Below are 26,989 nucleotides of genomic sequence, written 5' to 3'. Positions count from 1 at the left end.
GTGAAATTATTGATGGTTATGGATCTGAATATAAAATTGCGTTTTCATCTGTTTAATTTTTTTAATGAAAGTACTTATAGACGGTTGTCTGAGGCCGGCCACGCGGAAATGAGTCGGGCACTTGGGTTCCAGGCGGGGCGTAGTAGGTCCGGCGCTTGCGTCGTCCATCCGCGCCGATGAGCCAGCGTTCGGCCCGCTCCCAACCCGCAAGGGCGGCGACCGCGGGAAGATCTCGCACCGGGATGCTGGCGGCGTCAGCGAGTAATCGAGGCCGGTACAGCGCGCGGCGCTGATCTGGAGGCGTGCTGGGCAGGTTGGTGATACTTGTGAGTGCGCGCTGCACCAGCTCCTTCTGGATCGCGGTCGGCGTGGCGATGAGGGTCAGCTCGCCTTGGGCGTTTTGCGCCGCCGCCCATCCGGGGTCTTGGAGTTTGGCGCTGTCCGGTGGGTCTTCGGTCTCTTCCGCCTGAGTGGCCCAATGCTGGAGCGCACGCAGTAGCGCGGCCCCGACGAGATGGCCCTCCAGGTAATCACTGGCATCGTCGCGCTGCTTGCGTTCGATCTGACCGAAGAACTTGCCGGGTGCCAGCCCCAGTTCGCGGATGATCGCTTCTCCGGCCACAGCCCAGTCGACCATGCGGTGCGGGATCTTCTCCGAGGCCAAGATTGCAGCACGATAGCGCAGGTAGGTACTCACGAAGAACAGCACGGCACCCCGGATCTGCCCGATCGCTTGGTCGATCTCGTCCGTGGCATCGGTACGTCGCTTGAACCCGCCCCGCAGTACTTCGATCTCGATGGCAATGGTCCGGTTGCGCGTATCACGTTGCCTGAATGGATGGGAAATCGCCGTGACGATCAAGGGGGCATGGAGGTTTGTTGCGGACAGCGGTGTCGGAGAGCGGCTTGGTGGGCATGGGGGCAACTCCATGTAGTCGCGGGTCGCTTGCCCCCGATGTTGCCCCCAGCTATGGTGGATGTCAATGGATGGACATGCCCCCATGTGGACATAATATAGGCATGAAAAACCCGCACTTAAGCGGGTTCGTGGACGTCCGTGGACGATTTGTTGGTGGAGGCGGCGGGAATCGAACCCGCGTCCGCAAGCCCTCTGCCATTGGTCCTACATGCTTAGCCCGCTTTATTGTTTTTAGCCTTCCGCCGCCCAAGGGGCAGGGCGATCAGTCAGCGATTCCGTTAGGTTTTAGTGGTTCAGGTCCGGACGCCCGTCACCACGATCCTATGTGTTTTTACCCCAGGAATCCGCCGTCCATAGGCAGGCAGCGGTCTGAGGCCCGCTGGGATTAAGCAGCGAGAGCGTAGTTGTCGTCGTTGGCAACTATTGGTTTGCGGATAGTTTTACGAGGTATCCCGCACCTCGGCATGCACCTCAGGTTTTGCGACCCACGTCGAAGCCATGTCGCCCCCAGGTGAGAAGTTGGTCAATATAGAGAAGCTTTGGTTCCGCCGCAAGCCCGTTCAGCCGGTCTTGAAGATGCGCTCCTTCTCGCGCTGCCAGTCGCGGTCGCGCTCGGTGGCGCGCTTGTCGTGCTGCTTCTTGCCCTTGGCTAGACCGACCTCGAGCTTGGCGCGTCCGCGCTTCCAGTACAGGGCGGTCGGAATCAGGGTGTAGCCCGAGCGCTCGGTCAGTCCGATCAGCCGGTTGAGTTCCGAGCGCTTGAGCAGCAGCTTGCGGCTGCGGGTCGGGTCCGGATTGATGTGAGTCGAGGCGGTCGCCAGCGCCGAGATGTGCGCGCCGATGAGGAACGCCTCGGCGTGGAGGATTTTGACATAGCTCTCCTTGAGCTGCACGCGCCCGGCGCGCAGGCTTTTGACCTCCCAGCCTTCGAGTACGAGTCCGCACTCAAGACGCTGCTCGATGAAATAGTCGTGCCCGGCCTTCTTGTTGAGGGCGATGGTCGAGCTGCCGTCGGATGTTTTCTTGTTACCTTTTGCCATGCGCGCGAGTGTAGCCGAAAGCACGCCCCGGATTAAGCCTCGCGATTTCGTGCTCACAGGGGGCTTGCGGAACGCGCAAAAGTGTCTATAATCGCCGGCTCGCTTCAAGTGGCCAGTTTGAGCAAAGCATGGAGCCGTACCGTTATGCGCCAGCCTCTGATCGCCGGTAACTGGAAGATGAATGGCACCCGAGCCAGCGCCGAATCGCTGATCCAGGGTGTCCTCAAAGGTTCAAGTGGGATTGCAAAGACCGATATCGCGGTTTGTGTCCCCTTCGTCTTTCTGGAGCTTGGGCAGCGCATGCTGTCTGGCAGCCCGGTCAGGCTCGGAGCGCAGAACGTCTGCACCGAGGCGAGTGGCGCCTATACAGGCGAGACCTCGGCTGGGATGCTGAACGAATTCGGGTGCCGCTATGTCATCTGTGGGCATTCCGAGCGTCGCGAATACTATGGCGAGACCGACGCCATCGTCGCCAAGAAGCTGACGATGGTCGCATCCGCCGGCATGACGCCCATTCTCTGCGTTGGCGAAACACTCGAACAGCGCGAGCAGGGCTTCATGGAAACCGTGATCGCTTCGCAGATCGATGCGATCATTGGCGCGAACGGCATCGAGTCGTTCGGCCAGATCGAAATCGCTTACGAGCCGGTCTGGGCGATCGGAACCGGCAAGACGGCCACGCCCGAGCAGGCGCAAGACGTTCACGCTTTCATTCGCGCTCGTATCGCTGAGCATGATGCCGCGATCGCCGAAAAGGTGCGGGTTCTTTACGGCGGCAGCATGAAGCCGTCGAACGCGGCCGAGCTGCTGGCGATGGCCGATATCGATGGCGGCCTGATCGGCGGTGCCTCGCTGGTAGCTGAAGATTTTCTGGCGATCTGCCAGGCTGGAGACGCGGCGGCTTAATACGCCCTTTATTGAGTAGCGCATGCAAACGATTCTGACAGTCCTCCAAGTCTTTTTGTCGCTGGGTCTAATCGGCTTGGTGCTGATCCAGCATGGCAAAGGCGCGGATGCTGGCGCAGCCTTCGGCAGCGGTGCCTCGGCGACGGTTTTCGGCGCCCAGGGGTCGGGTTCATTTTTGACGCGATTCACGGCAATCATCGCGACGCTGTTCTTCCTGACGAGCATGGCCTTGGCCTATTACGCAACTCAGGCTAGCGAACCGGTCGGGTTGATGGATACAATAGATGATGTCATCGTCCCGAGTGTTCCGATTGAATCCGTGCCAAGCCCGACGAGTTCGGATGTGCCGGCTGTTCCCGGTTCAGGTTCGACGTCTGATGTGCCTGTGAGCGTCGATGTTCCGGTTGCGCCCATTGAGAGCGCTCCGGGTCAGGCAAGCGATGAGGCGCAGGGCGCTGACGAACAATGATTTCAGTTTTAGCCGACGTGGTGAAATTGGTAGACACGCTATCTTGAGGGGGTAGTGGCGCAAGCCGTGCCAGTTCGAGTCTGGCCGTCGGCACCAACAACAAACGGCATACCGTCCGCGCGGTATGCCGTTTTTCTTTGTGCATTGACAATTGTCTAACAGTTTGAAAAACCAAATAATTTGAATTGATGCTCGGGTTGACATCGCGCCAACCCCTGCACTAGACTCCCGACTCCGCCGCGAGTATTAGAAAAAGACAGAGAGGGGACAGCGTGCTCGACAACTATCTGCCGATCCTGATCTTCATCCTGGTCGGGATTCTGGTTGGCGTAGGTCCGCTGGTGCTTGGCTACCTGCTTGGACCACGGCGACCCGACAGCGAGAAGGACTCCCCTTACGAATGCGGCTTCGAGGCGTTCGAGAGCGCCCGACTGAAATTCGACGTCCGGTACTATCTGGTCGCCATTCTGTTCATCATCTTCGATCTGGAGATCGCGTTCCTCTTTCCCTGGGCCGTTGCGCTCGGTGAGCTGGGCCTCTTCGCCTTCTGGGCCATGGTCGTGTTTCTCGGGATCCTGGTCGTTGGCTTCGTTTATGAGTGGAAGAAGGGGGCCCTGGAATGGGAATAGAAGGCTTGCTTGAAGAGGGTGTCGTTACTACGACGGCCGACAAGCTGATCAACTGGGCGCGTACCGGCTCGCTCTGGCCCATGACGTTTGGCCTTGCCTGCTGCGCCATCGAGATGATGCACGCGGGTGCCGCGCGCTATGACCTAGACCGCTTCGGCATCATTTTTCGCCCGAGTCCGCGTCAGTCCGATGTGATGATCGTGGCCGGCACCCTGGTCAACAAAATGGCGCCTGCTTTGCGCAAGGTTTATGACCAGATGGCCGAGCCGCGCTGGGTCATCTCCATGGGTTCCTGCGCCAATGGTGGCGGCTACTATCACTATTCCTATTCGGTGGTGCGCGGCTGCGACCGCATCGTGCCGGTGGACGTCTATGTCCCCGGTTGTCCACCGACGGCGGAGGCGCTGCTCTACGGCATCCTGCAGCTCCAGGACAAAATCCGCCGCACCAATACCATCGCCCGCTGAGTTCTTTCAGAGATCATGGTGACACACATCCTGACCCGCACCGCCAGGGTGGACGCACTCGCCGCGTCCATTCGCGCGCACTTCGCTGAGTCGGAATTCGAGCTGATCGACGAATTCGGCGAGCTGACCCTGATCCTACCCGCCGAGCACCTGCTCGACGTGGCCCGGACGCTGCGCGACCACGACGCGTTCCGCTTCGAGCAACTGATCGATCTCTGTGGCGTCGATTACTCCGCCTACGGGAATTCGGAGTGGGAGACCGACGAGGCATCGAGCACAGGCTTCGGGCGTGGCGTCGATCGCGAACTCCAGGTCGAGGCCGACGATCCCAAGCGCTTTGCGGTCGTGGTCCATCTACTCTCGCTTGCGCACAACCATCGGTTGCGTCTGCGCACGCATGTCGCGGCGTCGGCGCCCATCGTTGATTCGCTGATCCCGGTGTGGTCGGCGGCCAACTGGTTCGAGCGCGAAGCCTTCGATCTTTACGGCATTCTGTTTCGCGGACACCCGGATCTGCGTCGCATCCTCACCGATTACGGCTTCGTCGGCCATCCGTTTCGCAAGGACTTTCCGCTCAGCGGTCAGGTCGAGATGCGTTACGACCCGGAGCAGAAGCGCGTCGTCTACGAGCCGGTCTCCATCGAGCCGCGCGTGCTGGTACCCAGGGTGATCCGCGAGGACAGCCGTCACGTCGGTCCCGGCGAGGAAGCCCGTCATGCCTGAGATCCGCAACTACACCCTGAACTTCGGCCCCCAGCATCCGTCCGCGCACGGCGTGCTGCGTCTGGTGCTGGAGATGGACGGCGAGGTCATCGAACGCGCCGATCCGCACATCGGCCTCCTGCATCGCGGTACCGAAAAGCTCGCCGAATACAAGCCGTACAACCAGTCCATCGGTTACATGGACCGTCTGGACTATGTGTCCATGATGTGCAATGAGCATGGCTATGTCCGTGCCATCGAGAAGCTGCTCGGCATCCAGGCACCCGAGCGGGCGCAGTACATCCGCACGCTGTTTGACGAAATTACCCGCATCCTGAACCACCTGATGTGGCTCGGCGCGCACGCGCTCGATATCGGCGCCATGAGCGTCTTCCTCTACTGCTTCCGTGAGCGCGAAGATCTCATGGACTGCTATGAGGCGGTGTCGGGCGCGCGTCTGCACGCGACCTACTACCGTCCGGGCGGCGTGCATCGCGACCTGCCGGAGCAGATGCCGCGCTACGAGGGCAAGTCCAAGTGGCACAGCGCGCGCGAAATTGCTCAGCGCAACAGCGCCCGCGATGGCTCGCTGCTCGACTTCATCCAGGACTTTACCGAGCGCTTCCCCGGTCATGTCGACGAGTACGAGACCCTGCTCACCGACAACCGCATCTGGAAGCAGCGCACGGTCGATATCGGCATCGTTTCGCCTGAGCGTGCATTGCAGCTCGGCTTCACCGGACCCATGGTGCGCGGTTCGGGTATCGAGTGGGATCTGCGCAAGAAGCAGCCCTATGCCGCCTATCATCAGGTCGATTTCGACATCCCGGTCGGCGTGAATGGCGACTGCTATGATCGCTATCTGGTGCGTATGGAAGAGATGCGCCAGTCCAACCGCATCATCCGCCAGTGTGTCGACTGGCTGCGCGCCAATCCGGGGCCGGTGTCGATTGAGGATCACAAGGTGGTGCCGCCCAAGCGCGCCGAGGTCAAGGAGAACATGGAAGCCTTGATCCATCACTTCAAACTCTTCACCGAGGGCTACTGCACACCGTCGGGCGAAGTCTATGCTGCTGTCGAAGCGCCCAAGGGCGAATTCGGCTGTTACATCGTCTCTGATGGCGCCAACAAGCCCTATCGTCTGAAAGTGCGCGCGCCCGGTTTTCCGCATCTGGCCGCGCTCGATGAGATGTCCAGAGGCCACATGCTGGCCGACGTGGTGGCCATCATCGGTACACTGGATATCGTGTTCGGGGAGATCGACCGCTGATGAGCTTTCGCAACGCACCCCAGGCCGTCGTGCATGATGTGGACAAGTCCGAGCTGTTCACGCCTGAGATTCGTGAGGCCATCGACGCGCACATCGCCAAGTATCCGCCCGAGTGGCAGCAGTCGGCGGTGATGCCGGCGCTGTCGATTCTCCAGGATGCCAATGGCGGCTGGTTGACCACCGAGCTGATGGACGATCTGGCGGCCTATCTCGACATGCCGTCGGTTTCGGTCTACGAGGTTGCAACCTTCTATGGCATGTACGATCTGGAGCCGCAGGGTCGGCACAAGGTCTGTGTCTGTAACAGCATCTCGTGCCTGCTCAATGGGTCGGAGGAACTCATCGAACATGTCGAGCATAAGTACGGCGTCAAGGTGGGCGAGACTACGGCCGATGGGCGTTTTACGCTCAAGGAAGTCGAGTGTCTAGGAGCCTGTCGCGATGCGCCGGCGGTGCTGCTCGACAAGGTTTATCACGAGAAGCTGACGCCTGAGTCGCTCGACAGGCTGATCGACGGGCTGGAGTAAAGGGTATGGTTGAACGTCAGAACACCGTTTGCTTCCGTAATCAGCACCTTGATGTTGCCATCCGGCATACGCTGGCGGCCTATCGCGATCTTGGCGGCTATGCGCAGTGGGAACGCATCCTGCGCGAGCGTCCCGATCCGGCCGATTTGATCGAGGAAGTTAAACGCTCGGCGCTGCGTGGGCGCGGCGGCGCAGGCTTTCCGACCGGATTGAAGTGGAGCTTCATGCCGCGCACGGCACCGGGGCAGAAGTACATCGTCTGCAATTCCGATGAAGGCGAGCCGGGTACCTGCAAGGATCGCGACATCCTGCGCTATAACCCGCATCAGTTGATCGAGGGCATGGCGATCGCCGGGTACTGCATCGGTGCGACGGCGGGTTACAACTATATTCGCGGTGAGTTCTTCGAGCCGATCGCGCGCTTCGAGGATGCGGTGCGCGAAGCCTATGCCGCCGGCTTGCTCGGGCGCGATATCCAGGGTTCGGGGATCGACTTTGATCTCTATGCGCACATGGGCGCGGGAGCCTATATCTGCGGCGAGGAGACGGCGCTGCTTGAGTCCATCGAGGGTAAGAAGGGCCAGCCGCGTTACAAGCCGCCGTTTCCGGCGCAGTGCGGTCTCTATGGGCGACCGACGACGATTAATAATACGGAGTCACTGGCCTCAATTCCGGTGATTCTGGAGCAGGGCGGGCAGTGGTTCCTGGAGCAAGGGCGGCCCAACAATGGCGGGCCTAAGCTGTTTTCGGTGTCGGGGCATGTCAATGCGCCGAATAATTTCGAGGTGCCGCTGGGGACGCCGTTCCGGGCGTTGCTGGAGATGGCGGGGGGCGTCAAGGACGGGCGTAAACTGAAGGCGGTGATTCCGGGTGGTTCCTCGGTGCCCGTGGTGCCGGGCGAGATCATGATGGAGGTCGATATGGATTACGACTCCATCGCCAAGGCCGGGTCGATGCTCGGCTCGGGCGCAGTCATCGTGATCGCCGAGGGAACCTGCATGGTCAAGGTGCTCTACAACCTGTCGCACTTCTACATGCATGAGTCCTGCGGTCAGTGCACGCCCTGCCGCGAGGGCACCGGCTGGCTGGCGCGGGTCATCAAGCGCATCCTCGACGGCCAAGGCCGTCCCGAGGACTTGGAGCTACTTGATAGCGTCGCCGGACGCATCGGCGGCAAGACCATCTGCGCGCTGGGCGATGCGGCGGCGATGCCGGTGCAGAGTTTCCTCAAGCACTACCGGCACGAATTTGCGTACATGATCGAGCACGGCCGCCGTCTCGCGGCCTGAATCGGCTCGACAGTCGATCCAGCGCGGGCGCCCGCAGGCTTGGCGTCCGCCGACTTGGTTTGTAATCCGATAAGTTCGCCACGGCCGACACCGGGCGCGCATTCCGCGTGTCTGTCTGAAGAAAGCCGATCGAGAGACCTACATGACGGACAAGATCAACATCGAGATCGATGGCCGCGTCTGCGAGGCGGCGCCGGGCGAGATGATCATCGCGGTCGCCGATCGCGAGGGCATTTCGATCCCCCGGTTCTGCTATCACAAAAAGCTGTCCATCGCGGCGAACTGCCGGATGTGCCTGGTCGAGGCCGAGCAGGGGGGGCGTCCCTTCCCCAAGCCGGTACCGGCCTGTGCCACACCGGTCGGTGAGGGCCTGAAAGTCTGGACCCGCTCGCCTAAAGCGATCGAAGCCCAGCGCGCCACCATGGAGTTCCTGCTCATCAACCATCCGCTCGACTGCCCGATCTGCGATCAGGGCGGCGAGTGCGAGTTGCAGGACGTAGCCATGGGCTATGGCGGCGACATCTCGCGCTTCAGCGAGCGCAAGCGCGTGGTGCTGGACGAAGATCTGGGTCCGCTGATCGCCACCGACATGACGCGCTGCATCCACTGCACCCGCTGCGTGCGTTTCTGCGCCGAGATCGCCGGTGTGCGCGAGCTGGGCGCGACCGGACGCGGCGAAGACATGCGCATCGGTACCTATATCGCCCATGCGGTCACGCACGAGCTGGCGGGCAACGTCATCGACCTCTGTCCGGTCGGGGCGCTGACCTCTAAGCCCTATCGTTTCACCGCGCGGCCTTGGGAACTGACCGGACGCGACAGCATTGCCCCGCACGATGGACTCGGCTCCAACGTCCGGCTGCATGTGCGGCGCGGTCAGGTGATGCGCGTGCATCCCAACGACAACGAAGCCGTCAACGAAACCTGGATCTCAGATCGCGACCGCTTCAGCTATGCCGGTCTCAATGGCGCGGATCGTCTGACCGCGCCCCTGATCAAGCGCGACGGTGAGTGGCAACAGGTCGAATGGACCGAAGCCCTGACCTATGTCGCCGAGCAGCTCAAGGCGGCGGACAGCGCCGACATGGGCTGGCTGATGGCGCCCAATGCGACGCTGGAAGAACTCTATCTGGCGGCGCGGATCGCGCGGGGCTTAGGTTGCGACAACATCGACCATCGTCTGCGCCAGCAGGATTTCCGTGCCGATGCCGCCGATCCGCTGTTCCCCTGGCTGGGACTGCCGGTCGCCGAACTGTCGCAACAGCGCGCGATTCTGCTGATCGGCTCGCACATCCGCCAGGAACAGCCGCTGCTCGCGCACCGTATCCGTCAGGCTGCACTGGATGTGGATGGCGCCGCGGTGCTGGGCGTCAATCCGCTGGAGCTGGAACTCAATCATCGCTCGACCCAGATCCTCAGCGCACCGGCGCGGATGGCTTCCGATCTCGCGGCCATCGCCAAGGCGCTCGACGCGCGTGGCTCGGGCGTGCTGGCCGACCTGATCGGCGCGAGCGAACCGACCGACGCGCATGAAGCCTTCGCTCAGGCGCTGAAACAGGCGGACGGGCAGGGCGTGGTACTGCTAGGCGCGCTGGCTGAAGCCCATCCCGATTACAGTCTGCTCAAGGCGCTGGCGGGCGTGATCGCTGAGGCCGCCGGCGCGCGCGTCGGCTATCTGCCGGCCACCGCCAACAGCGTCGGCGCCCATCTGGCGGGCGCACATCCGGCGATCCTGCCCGGCGCGCATCCAGCCGAGACGCCCGGAATGGCTGTCGGTGCCATGCTCGACAAGCCGCTCGGCACCCTGGTGCTCTGGGGTCTGGAGCCGGATCGCGATCTGATCGACCCGGCCCGAGCCATGGCCGCCTGCGAACAGGCCAAGTTCGTCGTCGCCTGCTCGGCCTTCGATGCGCCTTCACTACGCGCGACAGCCGACGTGCTGCTGCCGATCGGTGCCTTTGCTGAGACCTCCGGCACCTTCGTCAACGCCAGCGGCGCCTGGCAGTCGTTCCAGGGCGCGGTGGCCCCGCCGGGCGAGGCGCGTCCGGGCTGGAAGGTGCTGCGCGTGCTGGGCAACCTGCTTGATCTGTCCGGCTTCGAGTACCGCGATACGGCCGAGATCCGCGAGGAACTGGCCGCGCTCTGCGCCGAGGCCACGCCCGACAACACACCGCGCGCAACTCAGGCCGTCGCCGGCCCCACGCTCACCGCCGAGTCCGGCTTGACGCGCGTCGGCGCCGTGCTCTGTTACGCGCTCGACCCGCTGGTGCGTCGCGCCCCGGCGCTCGCCCGGATGCCCGGCTCCGAGTTCGCCGTCCGGCTGCATCCGGATCAGGCCGCCGAGCTGGGGCTGGTCGATGGCGACTGTGTGCGCCTCACCCAAGGCGAGGTCCAGGTTGAGACCCATCTGTTCCTGGATGCCCGAGTCGCGGTCGGCGCGGCGCTCATCCCTGCCGCCGTCTCCGGCAGCGAAGGGCTGGGGGCCATGATGGGTCCGGTCGGACTCGAACGTCTCAGTAGCCGCGCGGCCCGCAGCGAGAGAGGATAAGGCGTCATGATCGAACTATGGAACAGCCTGCCGGTCTTGATCCAGATCCTGCTCAAGATCACCGCCATCATCCTGCCGCTGCTCGGACTGGTGGCCTACTACACCTATGCCGAGCGCAAGGTCATCGGCTACATGCAGGTGCGCATCGGCCCCAACCGGGTCGGCTGGCGCGGTTTGCTCCAGCCGATTGCCGACGCGGTCAAGCTGCTGATGAAGGAGATCGTCATCCCCACCAAGGCGGACAAGACGCTCTTCCTGCTCGCACCCATGATCGCCATCGCCCCGGCGCTCGCGGTCTGGGCGGTCTTCCCCTTCGACGAGGGGCTGGTGCTGGCCGACATCAACGCCGGACTGCTCTACATCCTGGCGCTCAGTTCGCTCGGGGTCTACGGCATCATCATCGCCGGCTGGGCCTCGAACTCGAAATATGCCCTGCTCGGCGCTCTGCGCTCGGCGGCGCAGATGGTGGCCTATGAGATCGCGATGGGCTTCGCCCTGGTCGGAGTGCTGGTCGCCGCTGGCAGCCTCAATCTGGGCGACATCGTCATGGCCCAGCAGGGGAACCTCTTCACCTGGTTCTGGCTACCGCTGCTGCCGCTGTTCGGGGTCTATCTGATCTCGGGCGTGGCTGAGACCAACCGCGCGCCCTTCGACGTCGCCGAGGGTGAGTCCGAGATCGTCGCCGGTTTCCATGTCGAATATTCGGGCATGGCCTTCGCGGTCTTCTTCCTCGCCGAGTACGCCAACATGGTGCTGATCTCGGCCCTGACCGCACTACTGTTCTTGGGCGGTTGGCTCTCGCCGCTGCCGGCGGGCTGGATCGAGGCCAACTGGCTCCTGGGCGACGGTTTCCACTGGCTGCTGCTCAAGACCTTCTTCTTCATGTTCCTGTTTCTGTGGCTGCGGGCGACCTTCCCGCGCTACCGCTACGACCAGATCATGCGCCTGGGCTGGAAGGTCTTTATTCCGATCACGATCGTCTGGATCCTGGTCGTGGCGCTCGCGGTGGTCTATCGGCTGCCGCCCTGGTGGTCGGCGTGATCTGGAGACCTGAGATGCTGCAAACCGCCCGCGACTATCTGCGCAGTCTGACCCTGTCCGAGCTCTTCAAGGGGCTGTCGGTGACGGGCCGGTACTTCTTCAAGCGCAAGTTCACTGTCCAGTATCCGGAGGAGAAAGCGCCGATCTCGCCGCGCTTCCGTGGACTCCATGCCCTGCGCCGCTACCCCAACGGCGAGGAACGCTGCATCGCCTGCAAGCTGTGCGAAGCCGTGTGTCCGGCGCTGGCCATCACCATCGAATGCGAACCGCGCGAAGACGGCTCGCGCCGCACCACGCGCTATGAGATCGATCTGTTCAAGTGCATCTATTGCGGCTTCTGCGAGGAGTCCTGTCCGGTCGATTCGATCGTCGAAACCGGTATCTATGAATACCACTTCGAGACGCGCGGCGAGCACATCATGACCAAGGACAAGCTGCTCGAAATCGGCGACAAATACGAAGCCGAGATCGCCGCCGCGCGCGCGGCCGATGCGCCCTATCGTTGAGCGGGATGACACCTCATGGCTGAAAAATTTCTCTTTTATGTCTTCGCGCTCATCACGGTCTGGGCGTCGGTGATGGTCATCACGCGCAAGAACCCGGTGCACTCGGTGCTGTTTCTGGTGCTGGCGTTCGTCACCAGTGCCGCGCTCTGGGTGCTGCTTGAAGCTGAGTTCCTTGGCATCGTGCTGATCCTGGTCTATGTCGGCGCGGTCATGGTGCTGTTCCTGTTCGTGGTGATGATGCTCGATGTGGATCTGGCGGCCCTCCGCGCCGGGTTTGTCCAGAATCTGCCGCTGGCCGGTCTGGTCGCGGCGGTGATGGCGGTCGAGATTCTGCTCATCGTCGGTCCGGGCAATTTTGGGCTGGACGCCTTCCCCAAGCCTGAGCCGCTGGGGGTCGAGGTCAGCAATACCCGTGAACTGGGGCTGCTGCTGTATACGGTCTACATCTATCCGGTCGAGATCGCAGCGGTCATCCTGCTGCTGGCCATCGTCGCCGCCATCCGGCTCACGCTGCGTCGGCGTCCCGACAACAAGGCGGTCGATCCGGCACAACAGGTGCGGGTGCGCAAGGGCGTGGATCGGGTGCGGCTGGTCAAGATGGCGGCTGAGGATGTCGCGCCCGCCGCCGTGGATAAGGGAGATACCCAATGATCGCGCTTTCGGACTATCTGATCCTCGGCGGGTTGCTGTTTGCCATCGCCGTCGCCGGAATCTTCCTCAACCGCAAGAACCTGATCCTGCTGTTGATGTGCATCGAGCTGATGCTGCTCGCGGTGAACATGAACTTCGTTGCGTTCTCGCACTTCCTGGGCGATATGACGGGGCAAGTCTTCGTCTTCTTCATCCTCACGGTTGCCGCCGCTGAGGCGGCCATCGGGCTGGCCATTCTGGTGGTGCTGTTCCGCAACCGCCGCACCATCAACGTCGAGGATCTCGACGCGCTCAAGGGTTAAACGATGGAAAACGTCTATCTGACCATTGTGCTCGCGCCGCTGATTGGCGCCATCGTCGCCGGCTTCTTCGGCGGACGGATCGGACGCCGTGGGGCGCATCGCGCGACCATCGCCGGCGTGGCCGTTTCGGCGGCGCTGTCGCTGTGGGTGCTGGCGCGCTTCATCTGGGGCGAGGCGAGTGTCTTCAACGGCCCGGTCTATACCTGGCTGGTCTCGGACGGGATGCACTTCGAGGTCGGCTTCTTAGTCGACAAGCTGACCGCCGTGATGATGGCCACCGTGACCTTTGTCTCGCTCATGGTGCACATCTATACCATCGGCTATATGGCCGACGACGAGCACAACTGGCCGCACGGGGCGCTCTCGGGCAAGAACAGCTATCAGCGCTTCTTCAGCTATATCTCGCTGTTCACCTTCTCGATGCTGATGCTGGTGATGTCGAACAACTTCATGCAGTTGTTCTTCGGCTGGGAGGCGGTGGGTCTGGTGTCGTACCTCTTGATCGGCTTCTGGTCGACGCGCGAGAGTGCCGTGTTCGCCAATCTCAAGGCGTTTCTGGTCAATCGCGTCGGCGACTTTGGCTTCATTCTCGGTATCGCCGCCGTGGGCATGTATTTTGGCTCCATGGACTATGCCGAGGTGTTTGCCAAAGCACCCGAGCACGCCGAAATGCAGGTCGCACTCTTCGGCGGTGTGTCGCTGATGACGCTGATCGGCATCCTGCTCTTCATCGGTGCCATGGGCAAATCGGCGCAGGTGCCGCTGCATGTCTGGCTGCCGGACTCGATGGAAGGCCCGACTCCAATTTCGGCCCTGATTCATGCCGCGACCATGGTCACGGCGGGCGTGTTCATGGTGGCGCGCATGTCGCCGCTCTATGAGCTGTCCGAGACAGCGCTGAGTTTCATCCTCATCGTCGGTGCGAGCACGGCGTTCTTCATGGGCCTGATCGGTCTGGTGCAGAACGACATCAAGCGCGTGGTCGCCTATTCGACCCTGTCGCAGCTCGGCTACATGATCACGGCGCTCGGGGCCTCGGCCTATGCGGCGGGCATCTTCCATCTGATGACCCATGCTTTCTTCAAGGCGTTGCTGTTCCTCGCCGCCGGTTCGGTCATCATCGCCATGCACCACAAGCAGGACATCAGCCACATGGGCGGACTGCGCAAGTACATGCCGATCACCTGGCTCACCGCCCTGGTCGGTTCACTGGCGCTGATCGGCTTCCCCGGCTTTTCGGGCTTCTTCTCCAAGGACGCCATCATCGAGGCGGTTGGACACTCCGAGCTGTTCGGTTCGGGCTATGCGACGGTGTTGCTGACCGTCGGCGTCTTCGTCACCGCGCTTTACAGCTTCCGTATGTACTTCCTGGTTTTCCACGGCAAAGAGCGCATGGACGAGCACACCCGGCATCATCTGCATGAGTCGCCCTGGGTGGTGACGGTGCCACTCGTGCTGCTGGCCATTCCGTCGGTCTTCATCGGTTGGTACGCCATCGAACCGATGCTGATCGGCGACTGGTGGACCACGGGCGACTGGAGTCCGATCGTCGTCGCCCATGAGCACGATACGCTCCACCATCTGCGCGAGCACTGGCATGGTCAGGCGGCCTTCGTCGAGCACGGGACGCACGCCTTGCCCTTCTATCTGGCGATGGCCGGTCTGGCACTGGCGGCGCTCCTGTGGTGGGTGCTCCATGCCTGGAATCCGCGTATCGACGAACTGCTCCAGGTGTTCGGCGGTCCGGTGACGCGCGTGCTTCAGGACAAGTACGGCTTCGACGACTTCAACCAGCGCTTTTTCGCCGGCGGCAGTCGCGATCTGGGGCGCGCGCTCTGGAATACGGGTGATCGCACCGTCATCGATGGTGCCATGGTCAACGGCTCGGCACGCACTGTCGGGCGTCTGGCTCTGCGTTTCCGGCAGCTCCAGACCGGGTATCTCTACCATTACGCCATTGCGATGATCGTCGGGCTGGTTGGCCTGTTGACGGTCTTCGTGACGCTCTGACGCCGAAAGGGAGAAGACTAGGCATGAACGATTTCCCCCTGCTGACGCTGACCATCTGGCTGCCGATCATCGGCGGTCTGGTGGTGCTGGCGAGTGGCGATCAGGAAAAGACGCTGTCCAAATGGACGGCGCTGGCCTTCGCGGTGCTGACCTTCGTGGTCAGTCTGGGGCTGTGGATCGGCTTCGACTCGACCACGGCTGAGATGCAGTTCGTCGAACGCTCGCCCTGGATTCCAAGCTTCAACGTTGAATACTTCCTCGGCGTCGATGGACTGTCGATGCCGCTGATCGTGCTGACGACGTTTATCAGCATCTTCGTCATCATCGCCGGCTGGGAGGTCATCAGCTACAAGCCGAGCCAGTACATGGCCGCGTTCCTGATCATGGAAGGCGTCATGGTCGGTGTGTTCTCGGCGCTCGATGCGGTGCTGTTCTATGTGTTCTGGGAGGCGATGCTGATCCCGATGTTCATTATCATCGGGGTCTGGGGCGGGCCGAACCGGGTCTATGCGACCATCAAGTTCTTCATCTACACCTTCCTCGGGTCGGTGTTCATGCTGGTCGCGCTGATCTATATGTACTTCCAGTCGGGCAGTTTCAGTATTCTGGATTTCCATGCGCTCGAACTGGGGATGACGGCGCAGACGCTGATCTTCATTGCGTTCTTCCTGGCGTTTGCGGTCAAGGTGCCGATGTTTCCGGTGCATACCTGGTTGCCGGATGCGCATGTTGAAGCTCCGACCGGCGGTTCGGTGATTCTGGCGGCGATCATGCTCAAGATCGGCGGGTATGGTTTCCTGCGGTTCTCGCTGCCGATCACGCCGGATGCGAGCGCGGATCTGGCCTGGGTCATCATTGCGCTGTCACTGATCGCGATCGTTTATATCGGTTTCGTGGCGCTGGTGCAGCAGGATATGAAGAAGCTGATTGCTTATTCGTCGATTGCGCACATGGGGTTCGTGACGCTGGGCTTTTTCATCGTCTTCAGCTTGGCGCTCAATCCGAGCGTGACGGGTGGGGCGGTGATGGGCATCGAGGGCGGCATGGTGCAGATGATCTCGCACGGGTTCATCTCGGGGGCGCTCTTCCTGTGTGTTGGGGTGCTCTATGATCGGGTCCATTCGCGTGAGATTGCGGATTATGGCGGTGTGATCAATACGATGCCCTGGTTTGGGGCGTTCATGGTTTATTTTGCGATGGCGAATGCTGGATTGCCGGGGACTTCGGGGTTTGTCGGCGAGTTCATGGTGATTCTGGCGACCTTCAAGGCGAGTTTCTGGTGGGCGTTGCTGGCGGCGACGACGCTGATTCTGGCTGCGGCCTTTACGCTGTGGATGGTCAAGCGGGTCGTCTTCGGCGAGGTCAAGAACGAGAAGGTCGCGGCTTTGGCGGATTTGGATTTGCGTGAGCGGATCAATCTGGGGGCGTTGGCGGCGGTGGTGTTGTTGTTTGGGCTGTGGCCCTCGCCGCTGGTCAATGTCATGCATGTGACGGTTGAGAACCTGGTCGCGCAGGTTGGCGTCTGCAAGCTGCCTGAGGCGGAGCGTGGGGAGTGTGTTTTGGCACGACCGGAGACGGTGGCTTCGATCATGCCTTGAGGTTCTTGTTACGCAGTGTTTAGATTGCAGTCAGTCTAGATCACGAGAACTGAGCTGCAATCTAAATGCACTGTTAGGCAACAAAAATATCACAGCGTAGGGAGCTAATTTTTTGTCTGAGCCTATAACACTCATTTCCGCAGGGCTTACATCTTTTGCTCATTTGAACAATCTCGTCAAGACTTTTTAAGGAGGAAAGGGGGAGGTTCGATTTGATTTTCACCCAACAAATCGAATCAGCCAAATCGCCTAACGCGGAACTCCAGTCGAAGCCGGTTTCGCTCAACCGGCTCGACTGAGTTTGGCGTTATGTGCAGCAGGTGAAATGAGTCCTACAGTATTCAAAGAAAATGCATATAGATTTTTCTTCTTCTCAAGAGAAGAGGAAAGGATGCACGTCCATGTAGTGTCGGGCGATGGCGAAGCGAAATTTTGGCTTGAGCCTGAAATTGAGCTTGCTAGGAACCATAAGTATTCAAGAAAACAATTGAAAGAAATAGAGTCACTCGTTGAGGTTTATTGCAATGAGCTTGTTAGCGCATGGCAACAGTATTTCAGAAGTGGAAGTAACTAATATTTCTACGCATGGGGTGTGGCTGTTCGCCCATGGAGAAGAATTGTTCATGTCATATGATGATTTTCCATGGTTTAGAGAAGTGGCGGTCAAGTCAATTGTAAATGTAGAAGAACAATCGCCAGATCATTTTTATTGGCCTGATTTAGATGTTGATTTGACTAGAGAAATTATCAAGCATCCAGAACGTTTTCCGCTTAAGTCAAGAAGCACGTAACTTTGGGGTAAAGGGGGCGGGGTTGAATTGTTTTCCAGCAGAGTAGGTTGGTTTGCCGATTTTGTTGGCAACCCAACATAACCAGCAAGCCTTGCCGAACAAGCGGTTAAAAATCGGAGTCAACAGACTAGCGTGGCGCAACAGTTATGTTGGAAATTTGCGATGCCAAATATGCGGGTGATTATAAAGTATACCTCGTGTTTAACAATGGTCGAGCAGGTATCGCCAATCTTGAAAAAACAATTTTCAATGACACTCGATTGATTTTCACTAAGTTCAGGGATAAAGATCGGTTTGCCTGCTTCAAGGTAGACCATGGTACGATTGTTTGGTCAGATGAGTTCGACTTGGCGTCAGACTACTTATTTTATCTTGCTTTCAATGACGACCCTGAACTGCAAGCGAAATTCAAAGAATGGGGCTATGTCGATATTGTTTAGTGGGAAGCAGAAAAGGTGCCAGGGTCGGACTTTCTGATTGCTGTAGAATGCAGTGACAAAGGAATCGCGTAAATCCTGGCCTAAAAGCGGTTCAATAGCGCCCCCGCAGACAGGCCACTGCTCTTTCTGCAAAATCGTGCCAGCGGAGCCGTTTAACCTGCTCGTTAGTCACTGACTTCCCGTCACGCACTTATTGGGTAAATCTGAGAAAACACTGAGCATAGTTCTTCGCGGAACTTCGGACGCTAACGTTCCGTTCAATGATCTTTGCTCGCTTCTGCTGAAACTAGGCTTTGTCGAACGGGTTCGAGGTGACCACCACATTTACTCAAAAGAAGGTGTGGAATAAATTCTGAATTTACAACCAATCGGTTCCAAGGCAAAAGCGTATCAGGTCAAGCAGGTTCGAACTGTAATCCTAAAATACAAACTTTGAGAGAAGCCATGGAACCGAAATATGAAATCCTTATCTATTGAAGCGCCGAGGATAGCGCCTATCTTGCCGAGGTACCGGAGTTGCCAGGGTGTATAGCCGACGGCTCTTCTTACCAAGAGGCACTCAAGAACGCCGAAGTAATCATCCGCGAATGGATCGAAACCGCGCAAGAAATTGGACGTCCGATTCCAGAGCCTCGCGGAAAACTAATGTATGCCTAACGATGGCCTCCAGCCCAACCGCTCGCAGCGGCTGAGGCTGGCGTTAGCGAGAAGAAAGAAAATTATCCAGCATGGCACGCAATCTTAGCGCGTCATCGCGACGTAAAATCCAAGTGTCCCAATGTCCATACTTGCATTTGTAACCGAATACGTAACGAACTGCGGCATAAAGACGTTTCCACCATGGGCGCCAATCATTAAGGAAAATGCTCAGTAAAAATTGTTATTGCTGCGTCAGCTCAGCATAGATAGCAGTTTCCGCTATCATTTTGTCATGAATAGCAAACACAGAAAAACTCTTGAAATTATTTTCACTGATCCGGTAAACGGCAATTTGGAATGGCGCAAGATTGAGGCGTTATTTATCGCACTTGGTGCTGTTCGCACAGAACGCGCAGGCTCCGCTGTCAGTTTTGTCCTGAATGATGTGCGCGTTGATTTTCATAGACCGCATCCGGAAAAAGAGGCACTGCGCTATCGCGTAAAAGATGCCAGATCTTTCCTGATTCAGGCAGGTATCTCGCCATGAATATAATGAAATACAAAGACTACATTGCTCGCATTGAATACGATGAAGAAGATCGTATTTTTGTCGGACATCTTGAAGGTATCAAAGATATTGTCGGCTTTCACGGCTCAACAGTTGATGAGTTGGAAAACGCCTTTCATGAGTCCGTTGATAATTATTTGGCTATCAGCGAAGAAACGGGCCGGCCGGCTCAAAAACCTTATTCGGGTGACCTCATGCTTCGTATCAATCCTGAGGTTCATGCGGCGGTTGCTGCTGTTTCCCAAGTCCAGGGTAAAAGCATTAATCAATGGGTGTCTGAAGTTTTAGAAAAAGCAGCGCATATTTGAAGCAAGATTCTTCATGGCCTTCGCGCCTTTGCGGTTCAAAACACCGTCCGGATTCACTGAAACGTTGGAATGCCCATGTCATTCGATACCGCCAATCTACTCCCCATCCTGCCCGAGATCGCCATCCTCGTGACCGCGAGCGTGGTGCTGATCCTGGATCTCTATCTCAAGGATCAGGACAAGGGCCTCAACCACAGCCTGACCCTGCTCGGTCTGGTGATCGCCATCGCGCTGACCGGCCTCGTCGGCGGCGGCGAGGCCCAGGTGTTCTTCGACGGAAACCTGATCCGCGACGCCATGACCGACCTGCTGCGGGGCGCGATCCTCATCGTCAGCATCCTGACCTTCATCTATGCGCGCCCCTGGCTCCAGGATCGCGAAATGCTGGTCGGCGAGTTCTATGTGCTCGGACTGCTGGCCGTACTCGGGATGCTGATCATGGTCTCGGCCAACAGCTTCCTGACCCTCTATCTGGGACTCGAACTCCAGGCGCTCGCCCTCTATGCCCTGGTCGCCTTCGACCGCGACTCCAGCAAGGGCGCCGAGGCCGCGATGAAATACTTCGTGCTCGGCGCGCTCGGCTCGGGCATGTTGCTCTACGGCATTTCCATGATTTATGGCGCCACCGGCTCAATCGAGTTCGGACCGGTCGCCGCCGCAGTCGCCGAGCAAGGGATGTCGAACAAGGTACTGGTGTTCGGTATCGCCTTCCTGGTGATCGGCATCGGCTTCAAGTTCGGCGCCGTGCCCTTCCATATGTGGGTGCCCGACATCTACGAGGGTGGGCCGACGCCGGCCGTGCTGATCCTGAGCAGCGCGCCCAAGATCGCGGCCTTTGCGCTGGCAGTGCGGATGCTGGTCGATGGTCTGCACGTCCTGCACCCGGACTGGCAGGGGATGCTGGTCATCCTGGCCGTGCTGTCGATGGGTCTGGGTAATCTGGTCGCCATCGCCCAGTCCAACATCAAGCGCATGCTCGCCTATTCGACCATCTCGCATGTCGGCTTCATCTTCCTGGGACTGCTGGCCGGCTCCGAGCAGGGTTATGCCGCCGCCATGTTCTACACCATCGTCTACGCGATCATGTCGGCAGGCGCGTTCGGCATTCTGCTGATCCTGAGCCGCAAGGGCTTCGATGCCGAGCGGCTGGAAGATCTCAAGGGACTGAACGACCGCGATGCCTGGTATGCAGCCATGATGGCGCTGATCATGTTCTCCATGGCCGGGGTGCCGCCGACGGTCGGCTTCATGGCCAAACTGCTGGTGCTGGAGGCCGTGGTTCGCATCGATATGGTCTGGCTGGCACTGGTCGCGGTGTTCTTCTCGATCATCGGTGCCTTCTACTATCTGCGGGTGATCAAGTTCATCTATTTCGACAAACCGGCCGAGGATGCGCCGGCACTGGTCACGAGCGGCGGAGTGCGGTTTGCGATGACGCTCAACGGGTTGGCGCTGCTGGCGCTTGGGCTCTTTCCGGCCGGATTGCTCACGATCTGTCAGGCGGCGTTTTAGCCGCCGTCGGTGGCGGTTGTCTCCGACAACCCGCGCAAGCTACTATGTCGCCTTATTTTTAGGCATTGTTTGAGCGGGGTTGGAGCATGTTTCGCGGCAGCATCGTGGCACTTGTCACGCCCATGGACGCCGATGGGGAGATCGACGACGCGGGCCTGCAACGACTCGTCGATTTCCATGTCGCGCAGGGCACGGCAGCCATCGTCTCGGTTGGTACGACCGGCGAGTCGGCCACACTCGACGAGGATGAACACTGCGCCATCATCCGGCGCACGGTCGAGTTCGCCGCCGGACGTCTCCCGGTCATCGCCGGTACCGGTGCCAATTCGACCCGCGAGGCCATCACGCTCACGCGCTGCGCCCGCGAGGCCGGGGCCGATGCCGCGCTGCTGGTCACGCCCTACTACAACAAGCCCACCCAGCAGGGACTCTATCTGCATCACAAGGCCGTCGCTGAGGCGGTCGACATCCCACAGATTCTCTACAACGTCCCCGGACGCACCGCCTGCGACATGCTCCCTGAGACCGTCGCCCGGCTCGCCGAGGTCGACAACATCATCGGACTCAAGGAAGCTACCGGCGATTTGGCGCGCGTTGCACGTCTGCGGGCTGACTGCGGATCCGAGTTCGCGCTCTACAGTGGCGACGACGCCACGGCCTGTGAGTTCATGCTGCTTGGCGGCGATGGCGTCATCTCGGTTACGGCCAATGTCGCACCGCGCCTGATGCAGGCCCTGTGCGAGGCCGCGCTCGCCGGCGATCGCCAGCGCGCCGAATCGATCGACGCCCAGCTCGTTGCCCTTCATCGCGATCTCTTCGTCCAGTCCAACCCGATTCCGGTCAAGTGGGCCGTCGCCGAAATGGGCCTGTGTCAGCGCGGGATTCGTCTGCCGCTGACCTGGCTGACCGAGGAACACGAGGCACGGGTGCGTCAGGCCATGACCCAGGCCGGGCTGTGTTGAAGCATCCCACCAGGTCGTCGCGATTCCGACTGGCCGCATTTCAGCTTGAGAGGTTCTTGAACGTGAGACCAGGTTTAAAGCGCGTCTTGGCGCTCGCCATGCTCATGCCGCTGCTGGCGTTGGCGGGTTGTAGTATGAGCAAAATCCAGGACAACCTGCCCGATCAGCGTCTCGTCTACAAGAAACAGCGCGAGGCGTCTGAGAATCTCGAGATCCCGCCGGATCTGACGGCTGGCAGCTTCGATGACGCGCTCGATATTCCAGTTGGCAACCGGCCGGCGACCTTTTCCGAATACGCGGGCGGGCGCGAGCAACGCCAGCGGGTCGCCAGCCGTGGTGATGTCTTGCCCGAGATCCAGAACGTTGAACTCAAGCGCCGAGGCAACGAGCGCTGGCTCGAAGTCCAGGCGACGCCCCAGGCCGTCTGGCCCCGGCTCATCGCCTTCTGGCGCGAGCAGGGCATCCTGCTGGCCGAGCAGAATCCGACGCTCGGCGTGATGCGCACCGACTGGCTCGACAACCGTGCCGAGATCCGCAAGGACTTCATCACGCGCATGGTGAGCAAGGTTGCCGAGGGCATCTATTCGACCTCGACGCGCGATCAGTACAGTCTGCGCATCGAAGAAGGCGTCAAGTCGGGTACCACAGACATCCGCATGACCCATCGCGGCATGACCGAGCGGCTGGTCACCGACGGCATCGGCGACAGCAGTCGGACCATCTGGGAGCCGAGTGATTCTGACAACGAAAAAGAAGCCGAGATGCTAAGACGTCTCATGATCTATCTGGGCGCTTCCCAGTCGAAAGCAGCCGGTCCGGGGAGCGAAGTCGCGACCACCGGTCAGCCTGTTGGTTCCAACTCGCGTCTTGCTGCTGATAGCGGTGTGCCCGTCATTCTGATTCCACAGGAATTCCGCTCTGCGTGGCGGCTGACCGGAACCGCGCTCGATCGCGCCGGCTTCGCCGTCGAGGACCGCAATCAGACCCAGGGTGTCTACTATGTCCGTTATGCGGGGCAAAGCGGTCCGGATGGTGGTCCGCCCCGTGATGGCAAGAAACCCGGATTCATGTCGCGCATGGCTTTCTGGCGCAAGGACGATGTCGACAGCGTCAAGCAGTATCAGGTCAAGGTTAGCGGCAACGAGACCGAGTCGCGCGTGACCGTGCTCAACGCCGATGGCACGCCGGATGCCAGTGCAAACAGCCAGCGTATCCTGGGCTTGATTCAGGAACAGATGCGCTGAGCCAAAGAGCGCGGTTGCAATGACCGCGCTTTGTTTTGGTCAATTGGATGGCCGCGTCCTCAAGGATTAGGGTCTTCGAGGAAGGCGATCACATGGAGCGATAACTTAGCTTCGACTGAGACAGGGGAGTCTCAAGCCAGGAGAAGTCCAGCCTGTTGTGCGCCGATTCCGGCCTGCGCCTGAAAAAGGCTCTGCGGATTGGCACTCTGGACTCTCTGAAGCAGGGCCATCGCATCCTGGGAGTTCATGCCACTGCCAGTCGTGGAACCGGCGGCTTCGGTGGACGTGTTGTTGGTTTGCTGCAAACTATAGGCACCTGAGGAAATCGAGACTGTTTCGCCGCTCGAGCCGACCGGTGTCGTCGGTGGCATGGATGTGGAACCGCTACCCGGTGTCGATGAGGACACGTTGGAGGCGGCCGTCGTGCTGTCAGACTCGGAGCCAACGCGCGGCGGCGTGTAGGCTTTCGTCGCGCCTGTCGGCGGCAAGTTGCTTTGTAAACCGATTTCGCTCATAAACACCTCTGGCTTTCGCGAGCGTTGGGCGTGTTGATCGCTGTAACTACTGTCAGTATAGCCTCTGCCGACCACCATTTCAGTCAAGCTGAGAGGAAAAGCCTTGTGCTTGCGATTGTCATGGTTGTCGCCTTGGTGCTGAAATACAGGAAGCGCCGGGACGCAACAGCTACCTTGGCACAGCTGAGCATGGGGCGGTTTATGCAGGGACGATTGAAATCGCCCCTACCGCCGCCCGGCCCGATCAACCGGACCGCCGCGATTCATCGGCCCGCCCACTCCGGGTGCAACACCGACACCCGGCGCGCCGACACCAACTCCGGGCGCGACCCCCACACCCCGCGCGCCCACCCCAACACCTGGCGTTACGCCCACGCCGGGCGCGCCGACGCCCACTCCTGGCGTCACGCCGACGCCCGGTGCACCGACCCCGCGCGCCACGCCGGGGCCTGGAGCGCCCACGCCGAGACCGGGATCGACCGCGAAGGCCGTCAGCGGAAGCAGCAGGGAACCGAGAAGCAGCGAATTAACAATGGATTTTTTCATCATTTCCTCCGCGAGAAACCCCGCTGTTCAGGGCGGGGTAGTTGACTTCCGGAAATCGCTTCAATGCATCGGCCTACCTTGCGGCGTCTCAAGCTAACTTCAAGCAGGATCACGGATTACGGTGAAGGTCGTTGGCCTGGCAGTCTTCCTCGTCCAGATCGCCCCAGTCGCCCAAGGCATGTCGAGCAAGAATCCTTGGGGTGATCGCCTCCAGGTCGAACTGATGTAGATGTGATTGTTTTCCTCATGAATCAGCGTCGCCTTCTCCCAAAAGGTACGCGCGGCCGATAACACCGACACCTGTGCCATCGGCAAAGCCAGGTCAGGGACGTGTTCGGCAATATCCGGCGTGATAGCCAGCGTGCTTTGCGGCAAGGTCGAGTTGCGACCGCCGAATTCGATCAGGATGCTCGGCCGTACGTAGCTGTCGGTGTTTTCTACGGCGCTGGGGTAGAACACCCACAGTTTCTCGGCGTCATCACTGACCTCGATGCTGGGGGTCTGCGTGGGCAACGCCTAAGCGAGCGCTAAATGCAATGCCGGCGCCAGCTCGTCAATTACATGCCGAGTGAGTGCCGCTTTCAATGTGTCCGACAACTTGCTGCGCCGGCTGTTGCTGGTGATGGATTCCAGTTCAGGTGCATCGGCGACCAGGCTGCTTTGCGCCCGCATGTCGAGCTTGATCGCCCGTTGTCAGGCGGCCTGGTCCGCCTTTCGCGCCCCGCCAGACAGTGTCTCGAACCGGGACGACCGCCGTGCGCCGGCCGCTGGGACTGGGCCTCCAGCACCTGTCAGGAGACGGTCAACACCCGCCTGATGGACGGTTTCTGCCGCAGCACCACCACCTGCACCGCCAATCCCGACGTGGCCTGTGTCGCCGTGTCTGGCGGGGAGCTGTGCGGCAGCGAGCTGGTGGCGCCGCCCTATTGGGGGGAGACGGGCCACGAACCCTGGGAGCCGTTCTCCGGCATTGGTGCGGCCTGTATGCAGGTCAGCGTTGCGCTCGACTGTACCAGTTTCAACCAGGGCCGGATGGAGTGCTGGAACGATCCCGACGGGGTGGAGCGCTGTCCCGACAATCCGGGCGATCTGGACAACTGTGCGGCGCTTGAGGCCGATCCGAACTGCCGCCAAGTCAGCCGCCAGTGCGCCGGGGCCGCCACCGGGCGCTCCGGGGTGTGCTATGTCGATCAGTTGGTCTATGACTGCGGCACCACGCAGGAGATCACCGGGATCGAGCGCACCGTCGAGCTCGACAGTGTGACCATGTCACTGGTCAAGGCCGGCGTGTCCAACCCCGCCTTCGGGGCCTGGGAGACGCTGCGCTCGCCGCTGTCGCGGATCCTGAACGAGCAGCTGCGCGGACCGGCCGGACTCGGCGGCTATGGACGCGCCAAGCACCCCAACTGCGCCGGGATCCCGGTCGCGGCCCTGGCCGAGGTCGACTGGAGCCGGGTGGATCTCTCCGAATGGCTGACGATGCTCACCGACGCTGATTTGATCCTGACCACCACCGGACTGGATCTGACGACACTCACTGATAGAGGAAGGCGAGCAGCACCAGAAGCGCCGCCCCAACATCGGCTGCACGCTCTCAGATTGGGCCAGTCGGACACAGAGAAATACCGCCACGGCTCCGAACAGAGCCGCGATCAGAAGCGCAGCGGGAGAATGCGTGCCGGACCCAGACTGGATCGTGCTCCATTGATGAATCGCCAGAGCCGCACCGAGTCCGAGCGCGGCATAGGCAAGCGGGCGTTCGATCAGGATGGCGAGACTTCCCGCCTTTCAGCCGATAGCCAGATGCGTTAGGCCGCGTCTTGGACGATCAGATAGTCGTCCCTGTTCTTGTCCTTGAGCCAACCCGGAGTCGGCCCCTTACCCGTCCAGGTCTTGCCGGTCTCGGGATCGCGATACTTCGGTGGGGCTTTTGACTTGGCTTTCCCTTTCTTCGTGCTGGCGAACAAGTCTTCCGGCGTCAGATTGAAAGTTGTGATCAGACTCAACGCTTGCTCGATGGCCTGTCCGCGTGCCGCTTTGCGTGCATTTTCAATCTTCTCATCCAGCAGTCTTTTTTGCTCAAGCAGTTCTTGGAGTTCTTCTTGTGTCGACATGGCCTTTTCTGTTAACGGTTTTCAGAGAGCCTCTATCAAAACACAAAGCAAACTTAATGACAACGATTCTTTTTTCTTTCCAACCTCTCAAAAGCGGGTCTCAATGCGAACATATACGGCGTCACGGTTGAACACTGTCATCACAGTCTTAATCCCCTCAAAAGCGGGTCTCAATGCGAACCGCGAGCACACCATCGACCCCCTCCTCGCTTTTTTGTCTTAATCCCCTCAAAAGCGGGTCTCAATGCGAACGGTGTCCAGGGTCATGGAGCGGGCAGCGATCTCTGTCTTAATCCCCTCAAAAGCGGGTCTCAATGCGAACCTTCTTATCTATGGTAAGAAAGGGTTAGAAGGTCTTAATCCCCTCAAAAGCGGGTCTCAATGCGAACAGAAGTACAGAAGGCGGGGGGCGTTGGATGCATGGGTTTATGACCCTAAAACCCGGGTGCAAATGCCTACGATATGAAGTTTGTAGA

30 protein-coding genes, 1 tRNA gene, 1 other RNA gene, 1 pseudogene and 1 CRISPR repeat array are annotated in these 26,989 nt (G+C 60.1%); of the genes and pseudogenes, 26 read left to right on the top strand and 7 right to left on the bottom strand.

The features are described 5' to 3' along the window. Window positions 1–61: 61 nt before the first annotated feature. The 3 genes from GJ668_RS16850 to smpB all read right to left on the bottom strand — a co-directional run bounded on the left by GJ668_RS16850 (window position 62) and on the right by smpB (window position 1,959). Window positions 62–862, bottom strand: coding sequence for a hypothetical protein (locus GJ668_RS16850; protein ID WP_155451292.1), 801 nt, complete (start codon window positions 860–862; stop codon window positions 62–64). A 208-nt stretch (window positions 863–1,070) separates the two neighbouring features. Continuing rightward, window positions 1,071–1,428: a transfer-messenger RNA gene (gene ssrA, locus GJ668_RS16845) on the bottom strand. A gap of 51 nt (window positions 1,429–1,479) precedes the next feature. After that, entirely contained in the window at window positions 1,480–1,959 is a 480-nt protein-coding gene (smpB, locus tag GJ668_RS16840) for an SsrA-binding protein SmpB (RefSeq protein WP_155451291.1), read from the bottom strand. Window positions 1,960–2,103: 144 nt separating this feature from the next. On the opposite strand from smpB, the gene tpiA reads away from it, so the two are divergent. The 25 genes and pseudogenes from tpiA to bamC all read left to right on the top strand — a co-directional run bounded on the left by tpiA (window position 2,104) and on the right by bamC (window position 23,338). Beyond that, window positions 2,104–2,865: a triose-phosphate isomerase gene (gene tpiA, locus GJ668_RS16835; protein WP_155451290.1), complete on the top strand. Its 762-nt coding sequence runs from the start codon at window positions 2,104–2,106 to the stop codon at window positions 2,863–2,865. Between the two features lie 22 nt (window positions 2,866–2,887). Continuing rightward, window positions 2,888–3,334 carry a preprotein translocase subunit SecG gene (gene secG, locus GJ668_RS16830; protein WP_155451289.1) on the top strand — a complete coding sequence of 149 codons (447 nt, stop codon included), beginning with the start codon at window positions 2,888–2,890 and terminating at the stop codon, window positions 3,332–3,334. 11 nt (window positions 3,335–3,345) lie between these two features. Continuing rightward, window positions 3,346–3,430 (top strand) — tRNA-Leu (locus GJ668_RS16825). A 176-nt stretch (window positions 3,431–3,606) separates the two neighbouring features. Then, on the top strand, window positions 3,607–3,963 hold the full coding sequence (locus tag GJ668_RS16820; RefSeq protein ID WP_186343162.1) for an NADH-quinone oxidoreductase subunit A: 357 nt from the start codon (window positions 3,607–3,609) through the stop codon (window positions 3,961–3,963). After that, the gene (locus tag GJ668_RS16815) at window positions 3,954–4,430 is read left to right on the top strand and encodes a NuoB/complex I 20 kDa subunit family protein (protein ID WP_155451288.1); all 477 of its coding nucleotides are present in this window, start codon (window positions 3,954–3,956) and stop codon (window positions 4,428–4,430) included. The genes GJ668_RS16820 and GJ668_RS16815 overlap by 10 nt, the downstream gene beginning before the upstream one ends. 15 nt (window positions 4,431–4,445) lie before the next feature. Then, the gene (locus GJ668_RS16810) at window positions 4,446–5,153 is read left to right on the top strand and encodes an NADH-quinone oxidoreductase subunit C (protein WP_155451287.1); all 708 of its coding nucleotides are present in this window, start codon (window positions 4,446–4,448) and stop codon (window positions 5,151–5,153) included. Continuing rightward, window positions 5,146–6,402: an NADH-quinone oxidoreductase subunit D gene (locus GJ668_RS16805; protein ID WP_155451286.1), complete on the top strand. Its 1,257-nt coding sequence runs from the start codon at window positions 5,146–5,148 to the stop codon at window positions 6,400–6,402. Before GJ668_RS16810 ends, GJ668_RS16805 begins: the two co-directional genes overlap by 8 nt. Continuing rightward, complete coding sequence (locus GJ668_RS16800; protein WP_155451285.1) at window positions 6,402–6,929, top strand: NADH-quinone oxidoreductase subunit NuoE family protein; 528 nt, start codon at window positions 6,402–6,404, stop codon at window positions 6,927–6,929. Before GJ668_RS16805 ends, GJ668_RS16800 begins: the two co-directional genes overlap by 1 nt. A gap of 5 nt (window positions 6,930–6,934) precedes the next feature. After that, the gene (gene nuoF / locus GJ668_RS16795; RefSeq protein ID WP_155451284.1) at window positions 6,935–8,218 is read left to right on the top strand and encodes an NADH-quinone oxidoreductase subunit NuoF; all 1,284 of its coding nucleotides are present in this window, start codon (window positions 6,935–6,937) and stop codon (window positions 8,216–8,218) included. Between the two features lie 142 nt (window positions 8,219–8,360). Beyond that, window positions 8,361–10,766, top strand: a complete 2,406-nt coding sequence (gene nuoG, locus GJ668_RS16790; protein ID WP_155451283.1) for an NADH-quinone oxidoreductase subunit NuoG — start codon at window positions 8,361–8,363, stop codon at window positions 10,764–10,766. Window positions 10,767–10,772: 6 nt separating this feature from the next. Continuing rightward, the gene (gene nuoH, locus GJ668_RS16785) at window positions 10,773–11,807 is read left to right on the top strand and encodes an NADH-quinone oxidoreductase subunit NuoH (RefSeq protein WP_155451282.1); all 1,035 of its coding nucleotides are present in this window, start codon (window positions 10,773–10,775) and stop codon (window positions 11,805–11,807) included. A gap of 14 nt (window positions 11,808–11,821) precedes the next feature. Beyond that, window positions 11,822–12,313 (top strand): NADH-quinone oxidoreductase subunit NuoI, encoded by a 492-nt coding sequence (gene nuoI / locus GJ668_RS16780; protein WP_155451281.1) that lies wholly within the window; start codon window positions 11,822–11,824, stop codon window positions 12,311–12,313. Window positions 12,314–12,328: 15 nt separating this feature from the next. Beyond that, window positions 12,329–12,964, top strand: a complete 636-nt coding sequence (locus tag GJ668_RS16775) for an NADH-quinone oxidoreductase subunit J (RefSeq protein WP_155451280.1) — start codon at window positions 12,329–12,331, stop codon at window positions 12,962–12,964. After that, window positions 12,961–13,266 carry an NADH-quinone oxidoreductase subunit NuoK gene (gene nuoK, locus GJ668_RS16770; protein WP_155451279.1) on the top strand — a complete coding sequence of 102 codons (306 nt, stop codon included), beginning with the start codon at window positions 12,961–12,963 and terminating at the stop codon, window positions 13,264–13,266. Before GJ668_RS16775 ends, nuoK begins: the two co-directional genes overlap by 4 nt. Before the next feature lie 3 nt (window positions 13,267–13,269). Then, window positions 13,270–15,276, top strand: coding sequence for an NADH-quinone oxidoreductase subunit L (gene nuoL / locus GJ668_RS16765; protein WP_155451278.1), 2,007 nt, complete (start codon window positions 13,270–13,272; stop codon window positions 15,274–15,276). A 23-nt stretch (window positions 15,277–15,299) separates the two neighbouring features. Continuing rightward, a complete protein-coding gene (locus tag GJ668_RS16760) occupies window positions 15,300–16,874 on the top strand; it encodes an NADH-quinone oxidoreductase subunit M (RefSeq protein ID WP_155451277.1) in 1,575 nt (524 codons plus the stop codon). 325 nt (window positions 16,875–17,199) lie between these two features. Continuing rightward, window positions 17,200–17,448 carry a DUF4160 domain-containing protein gene (locus GJ668_RS16755; RefSeq protein ID WP_155451294.1) on the top strand — a complete coding sequence of 83 codons (249 nt, stop codon included), beginning with the start codon at window positions 17,200–17,202 and terminating at the stop codon, window positions 17,446–17,448. Further along, window positions 17,399–17,665, top strand: coding sequence for a DUF2442 domain-containing protein (locus tag GJ668_RS16750; protein WP_155451276.1), 267 nt, complete (start codon window positions 17,399–17,401; stop codon window positions 17,663–17,665). The genes GJ668_RS16755 and GJ668_RS16750 overlap by 50 nt, the downstream gene beginning before the upstream one ends. Before the next feature lie 146 nt (window positions 17,666–17,811). After that, complete coding sequence (locus tag GJ668_RS16745) at window positions 17,812–18,105, top strand: DUF2442 domain-containing protein (protein ID WP_155451275.1); 294 nt, start codon at window positions 17,812–17,814, stop codon at window positions 18,103–18,105. 495 nt (window positions 18,106–18,600) lie between these two features. Next, window positions 18,601–18,762: pseudogene (locus GJ668_RS16740) on the top strand (type II toxin-antitoxin system HicB family antitoxin); the annotation flags it as partial. A gap of 274 nt (window positions 18,763–19,036) precedes the next feature. Beyond that, window positions 19,037–19,291: a type II toxin-antitoxin system HicA family toxin gene (locus tag GJ668_RS16735; protein ID WP_155451274.1), complete on the top strand. Its 255-nt coding sequence runs from the start codon at window positions 19,037–19,039 to the stop codon at window positions 19,289–19,291. 5 nt (window positions 19,292–19,296) lie between these two features. After that, complete coding sequence (locus tag GJ668_RS16730; RefSeq protein WP_246194961.1) at window positions 19,297–19,620, top strand: type II toxin-antitoxin system HicB family antitoxin; 324 nt, start codon at window positions 19,297–19,299, stop codon at window positions 19,618–19,620. A gap of 75 nt (window positions 19,621–19,695) precedes the next feature. After that, the gene (nuoN, locus tag GJ668_RS16725; protein ID WP_155451272.1) at window positions 19,696–21,132 is read left to right on the top strand and encodes an NADH-quinone oxidoreductase subunit NuoN; all 1,437 of its coding nucleotides are present in this window, start codon (window positions 19,696–19,698) and stop codon (window positions 21,130–21,132) included. Between the two features lie 86 nt (window positions 21,133–21,218). Next, entirely contained in the window at window positions 21,219–22,094 is an 876-nt protein-coding gene (gene dapA / locus GJ668_RS16720) for a 4-hydroxy-tetrahydrodipicolinate synthase (protein ID WP_155451271.1), read from the top strand. Between the two features lie 134 nt (window positions 22,095–22,228). After that, a complete protein-coding gene (gene bamC, locus GJ668_RS16715; RefSeq protein WP_246194960.1) occupies window positions 22,229–23,338 on the top strand; it encodes an outer membrane protein assembly factor BamC in 1,110 nt (369 codons plus the stop codon). Window positions 23,339–23,469: 131 nt separating this feature from the next. Here the strand turns inward: bamC and GJ668_RS16710 are convergent, their stop codons facing one another. The 3 genes from GJ668_RS16710 to GJ668_RS16700 form a co-directional block, all read right to left on the bottom strand. Continuing rightward, a complete protein-coding gene (locus GJ668_RS16710; RefSeq protein WP_155451270.1) occupies window positions 23,470–23,853 on the bottom strand; it encodes a hypothetical protein in 384 nt (127 codons plus the stop codon). A 225-nt stretch (window positions 23,854–24,078) separates the two neighbouring features. Beyond that, window positions 24,079–24,399: a hypothetical protein gene (locus tag GJ668_RS16705; protein WP_155451269.1), complete on the bottom strand. Its 321-nt coding sequence runs from the start codon at window positions 24,397–24,399 to the stop codon at window positions 24,079–24,081. Window positions 24,400–24,498: 99 nt separating this feature from the next. Then, on the bottom strand, window positions 24,499–24,912 hold the full coding sequence (locus GJ668_RS16700; RefSeq protein WP_222930804.1) for a nucleotidyl transferase AbiEii/AbiGii toxin family protein: 414 nt from the start codon (window positions 24,910–24,912) through the stop codon (window positions 24,499–24,501). Between the two features lie 177 nt (window positions 24,913–25,089). On the opposite strand from GJ668_RS16700, the gene GJ668_RS16695 reads away from it, so the two are divergent. After that, window positions 25,090–26,211, top strand: a complete 1,122-nt coding sequence (locus tag GJ668_RS16695) for a conjugal transfer protein TraN (RefSeq protein ID WP_246194959.1) — start codon at window positions 25,090–25,092, stop codon at window positions 26,209–26,211. Here the strand turns inward: GJ668_RS16695 and GJ668_RS16690 are convergent. Continuing rightward, the gene (locus GJ668_RS16690) at window positions 26,208–26,513 is read right to left on the bottom strand and encodes an H-NS histone family protein (protein ID WP_155451267.1); all 306 of its coding nucleotides are present in this window, start codon (window positions 26,511–26,513) and stop codon (window positions 26,208–26,210) included. The genes GJ668_RS16695 and GJ668_RS16690 overlap by 4 nt on opposite strands. A 75-nt stretch (window positions 26,514–26,588) precedes the next feature. Beyond that, window positions 26,589–26,902: a CRISPR direct-repeat array (repeat unit 36 nt; unit sequence GTCTTAATCCCCTCAAAAGCGGGTCTCAATGCGAAC). Window positions 26,903–26,989 lie beyond the last annotated feature (87 nt).

Source organism: Allochromatium palmeri (assembly GCF_009720725.1).
Lineage (GTDB): Bacteria > Pseudomonadota > Gammaproteobacteria > Chromatiales > Chromatiaceae > Thermochromatium > Thermochromatium palmeri.
Note: the sequence above shows the minus strand (reverse complement) of the source record. Positions and strands in the feature narration are given on the sequence as shown.

Excerpts from the sequence above, each read along its gene's own strand:
- GJ668_RS16805 (WP_155451286.1), top strand. The coding sequence starts at position 5,146 with ATGCCTGAGATCCGCAACTACACCCTGAACTTCGGCCCCCAGCATCCG.
- GJ668_RS16730 (WP_246194961.1), top strand. The coding sequence starts at position 19,297 with ATGAAATACAAAGACTACATTGCTCGCATTGAATACGATGAAGAAGAT.
- GJ668_RS16710 (WP_155451270.1), bottom strand. The coding sequence starts at position 23,853 with ATGAGCGAAATCGGTTTACAAAGCAACTTGCCGCCGACAGGCGCGACG.
- GJ668_RS16775 (WP_155451280.1), top strand. The coding sequence starts at position 12,329 with ATGGCTGAAAAATTTCTCTTTTATGTCTTCGCGCTCATCACGGTCTGG.
- GJ668_RS16815 (WP_155451288.1), top strand. The coding sequence starts at position 3,954 with ATGGGAATAGAAGGCTTGCTTGAAGAGGGTGTCGTTACTACGACGGCC.
- nuoI (WP_155451281.1), top strand. The coding sequence starts at position 11,822 with ATGCTGCAAACCGCCCGCGACTATCTGCGCAGTCTGACCCTGTCCGAG.
- GJ668_RS16750 (WP_155451276.1), top strand. The coding sequence starts at position 17,399 with ATGAGCTTGTTAGCGCATGGCAACAGTATTTCAGAAGTGGAAGTAACT.
- GJ668_RS16690 (WP_155451267.1), bottom strand. The coding sequence starts at position 26,513 with ATGTCGACACAAGAAGAACTCCAAGAACTGCTTGAGCAAAAAAGACTG.
- GJ668_RS16800 (WP_155451285.1), top strand. The coding sequence starts at position 6,402 with ATGAGCTTTCGCAACGCACCCCAGGCCGTCGTGCATGATGTGGACAAG.
- secG (WP_155451289.1), top strand. The coding sequence starts at position 2,888 with ATGCAAACGATTCTGACAGTCCTCCAAGTCTTTTTGTCGCTGGGTCTA.
- GJ668_RS16810 (WP_155451287.1), top strand. The coding sequence starts at position 4,446 with ATGGTGACACACATCCTGACCCGCACCGCCAGGGTGGACGCACTCGCC.
- GJ668_RS16755 (WP_155451294.1), top strand. The coding sequence starts at position 17,200 with ATGAGTCCTACAGTATTCAAAGAAAATGCATATAGATTTTTCTTCTTC.
- nuoF (WP_155451284.1), top strand. The coding sequence starts at position 6,935 with ATGGTTGAACGTCAGAACACCGTTTGCTTCCGTAATCAGCACCTTGAT.
- tpiA (WP_155451290.1), top strand. The coding sequence starts at position 2,104 with ATGCGCCAGCCTCTGATCGCCGGTAACTGGAAGATGAATGGCACCCGA.
- bamC (WP_246194960.1), top strand. The coding sequence starts at position 22,229 with ATGAGCAAAATCCAGGACAACCTGCCCGATCAGCGTCTCGTCTACAAG.
- nuoL (WP_155451278.1), top strand. The coding sequence starts at position 13,270 with ATGGAAAACGTCTATCTGACCATTGTGCTCGCGCCGCTGATTGGCGCC.
- nuoG (WP_155451283.1), top strand. The coding sequence starts at position 8,361 with ATGACGGACAAGATCAACATCGAGATCGATGGCCGCGTCTGCGAGGCG.
- GJ668_RS16760 (WP_155451277.1), top strand. The coding sequence starts at position 15,300 with ATGAACGATTTCCCCCTGCTGACGCTGACCATCTGGCTGCCGATCATC.
- GJ668_RS16735 (WP_155451274.1), top strand. The coding sequence starts at position 19,037 with ATGAATAGCAAACACAGAAAAACTCTTGAAATTATTTTCACTGATCCG.
- smpB (WP_155451291.1), bottom strand. The coding sequence starts at position 1,959 with ATGGCAAAAGGTAACAAGAAAACATCCGACGGCAGCTCGACCATCGCC.
- nuoH (WP_155451282.1), top strand. The coding sequence starts at position 10,773 with ATGATCGAACTATGGAACAGCCTGCCGGTCTTGATCCAGATCCTGCTC.
- dapA (WP_155451271.1), top strand. The coding sequence starts at position 21,219 with ATGTTTCGCGGCAGCATCGTGGCACTTGTCACGCCCATGGACGCCGAT.
- nuoN (WP_155451272.1), top strand. The coding sequence starts at position 19,696 with ATGTCATTCGATACCGCCAATCTACTCCCCATCCTGCCCGAGATCGCC.
- GJ668_RS16745 (WP_155451275.1), top strand. The coding sequence starts at position 17,812 with ATGTTGGAAATTTGCGATGCCAAATATGCGGGTGATTATAAAGTATAC.
- GJ668_RS16705 (WP_155451269.1), bottom strand. The coding sequence starts at position 24,399 with ATGAAAAAATCCATTGTTAATTCGCTGCTTCTCGGTTCCCTGCTGCTT.
- nuoK (WP_155451279.1), top strand. The coding sequence starts at position 12,961 with ATGATCGCGCTTTCGGACTATCTGATCCTCGGCGGGTTGCTGTTTGCC.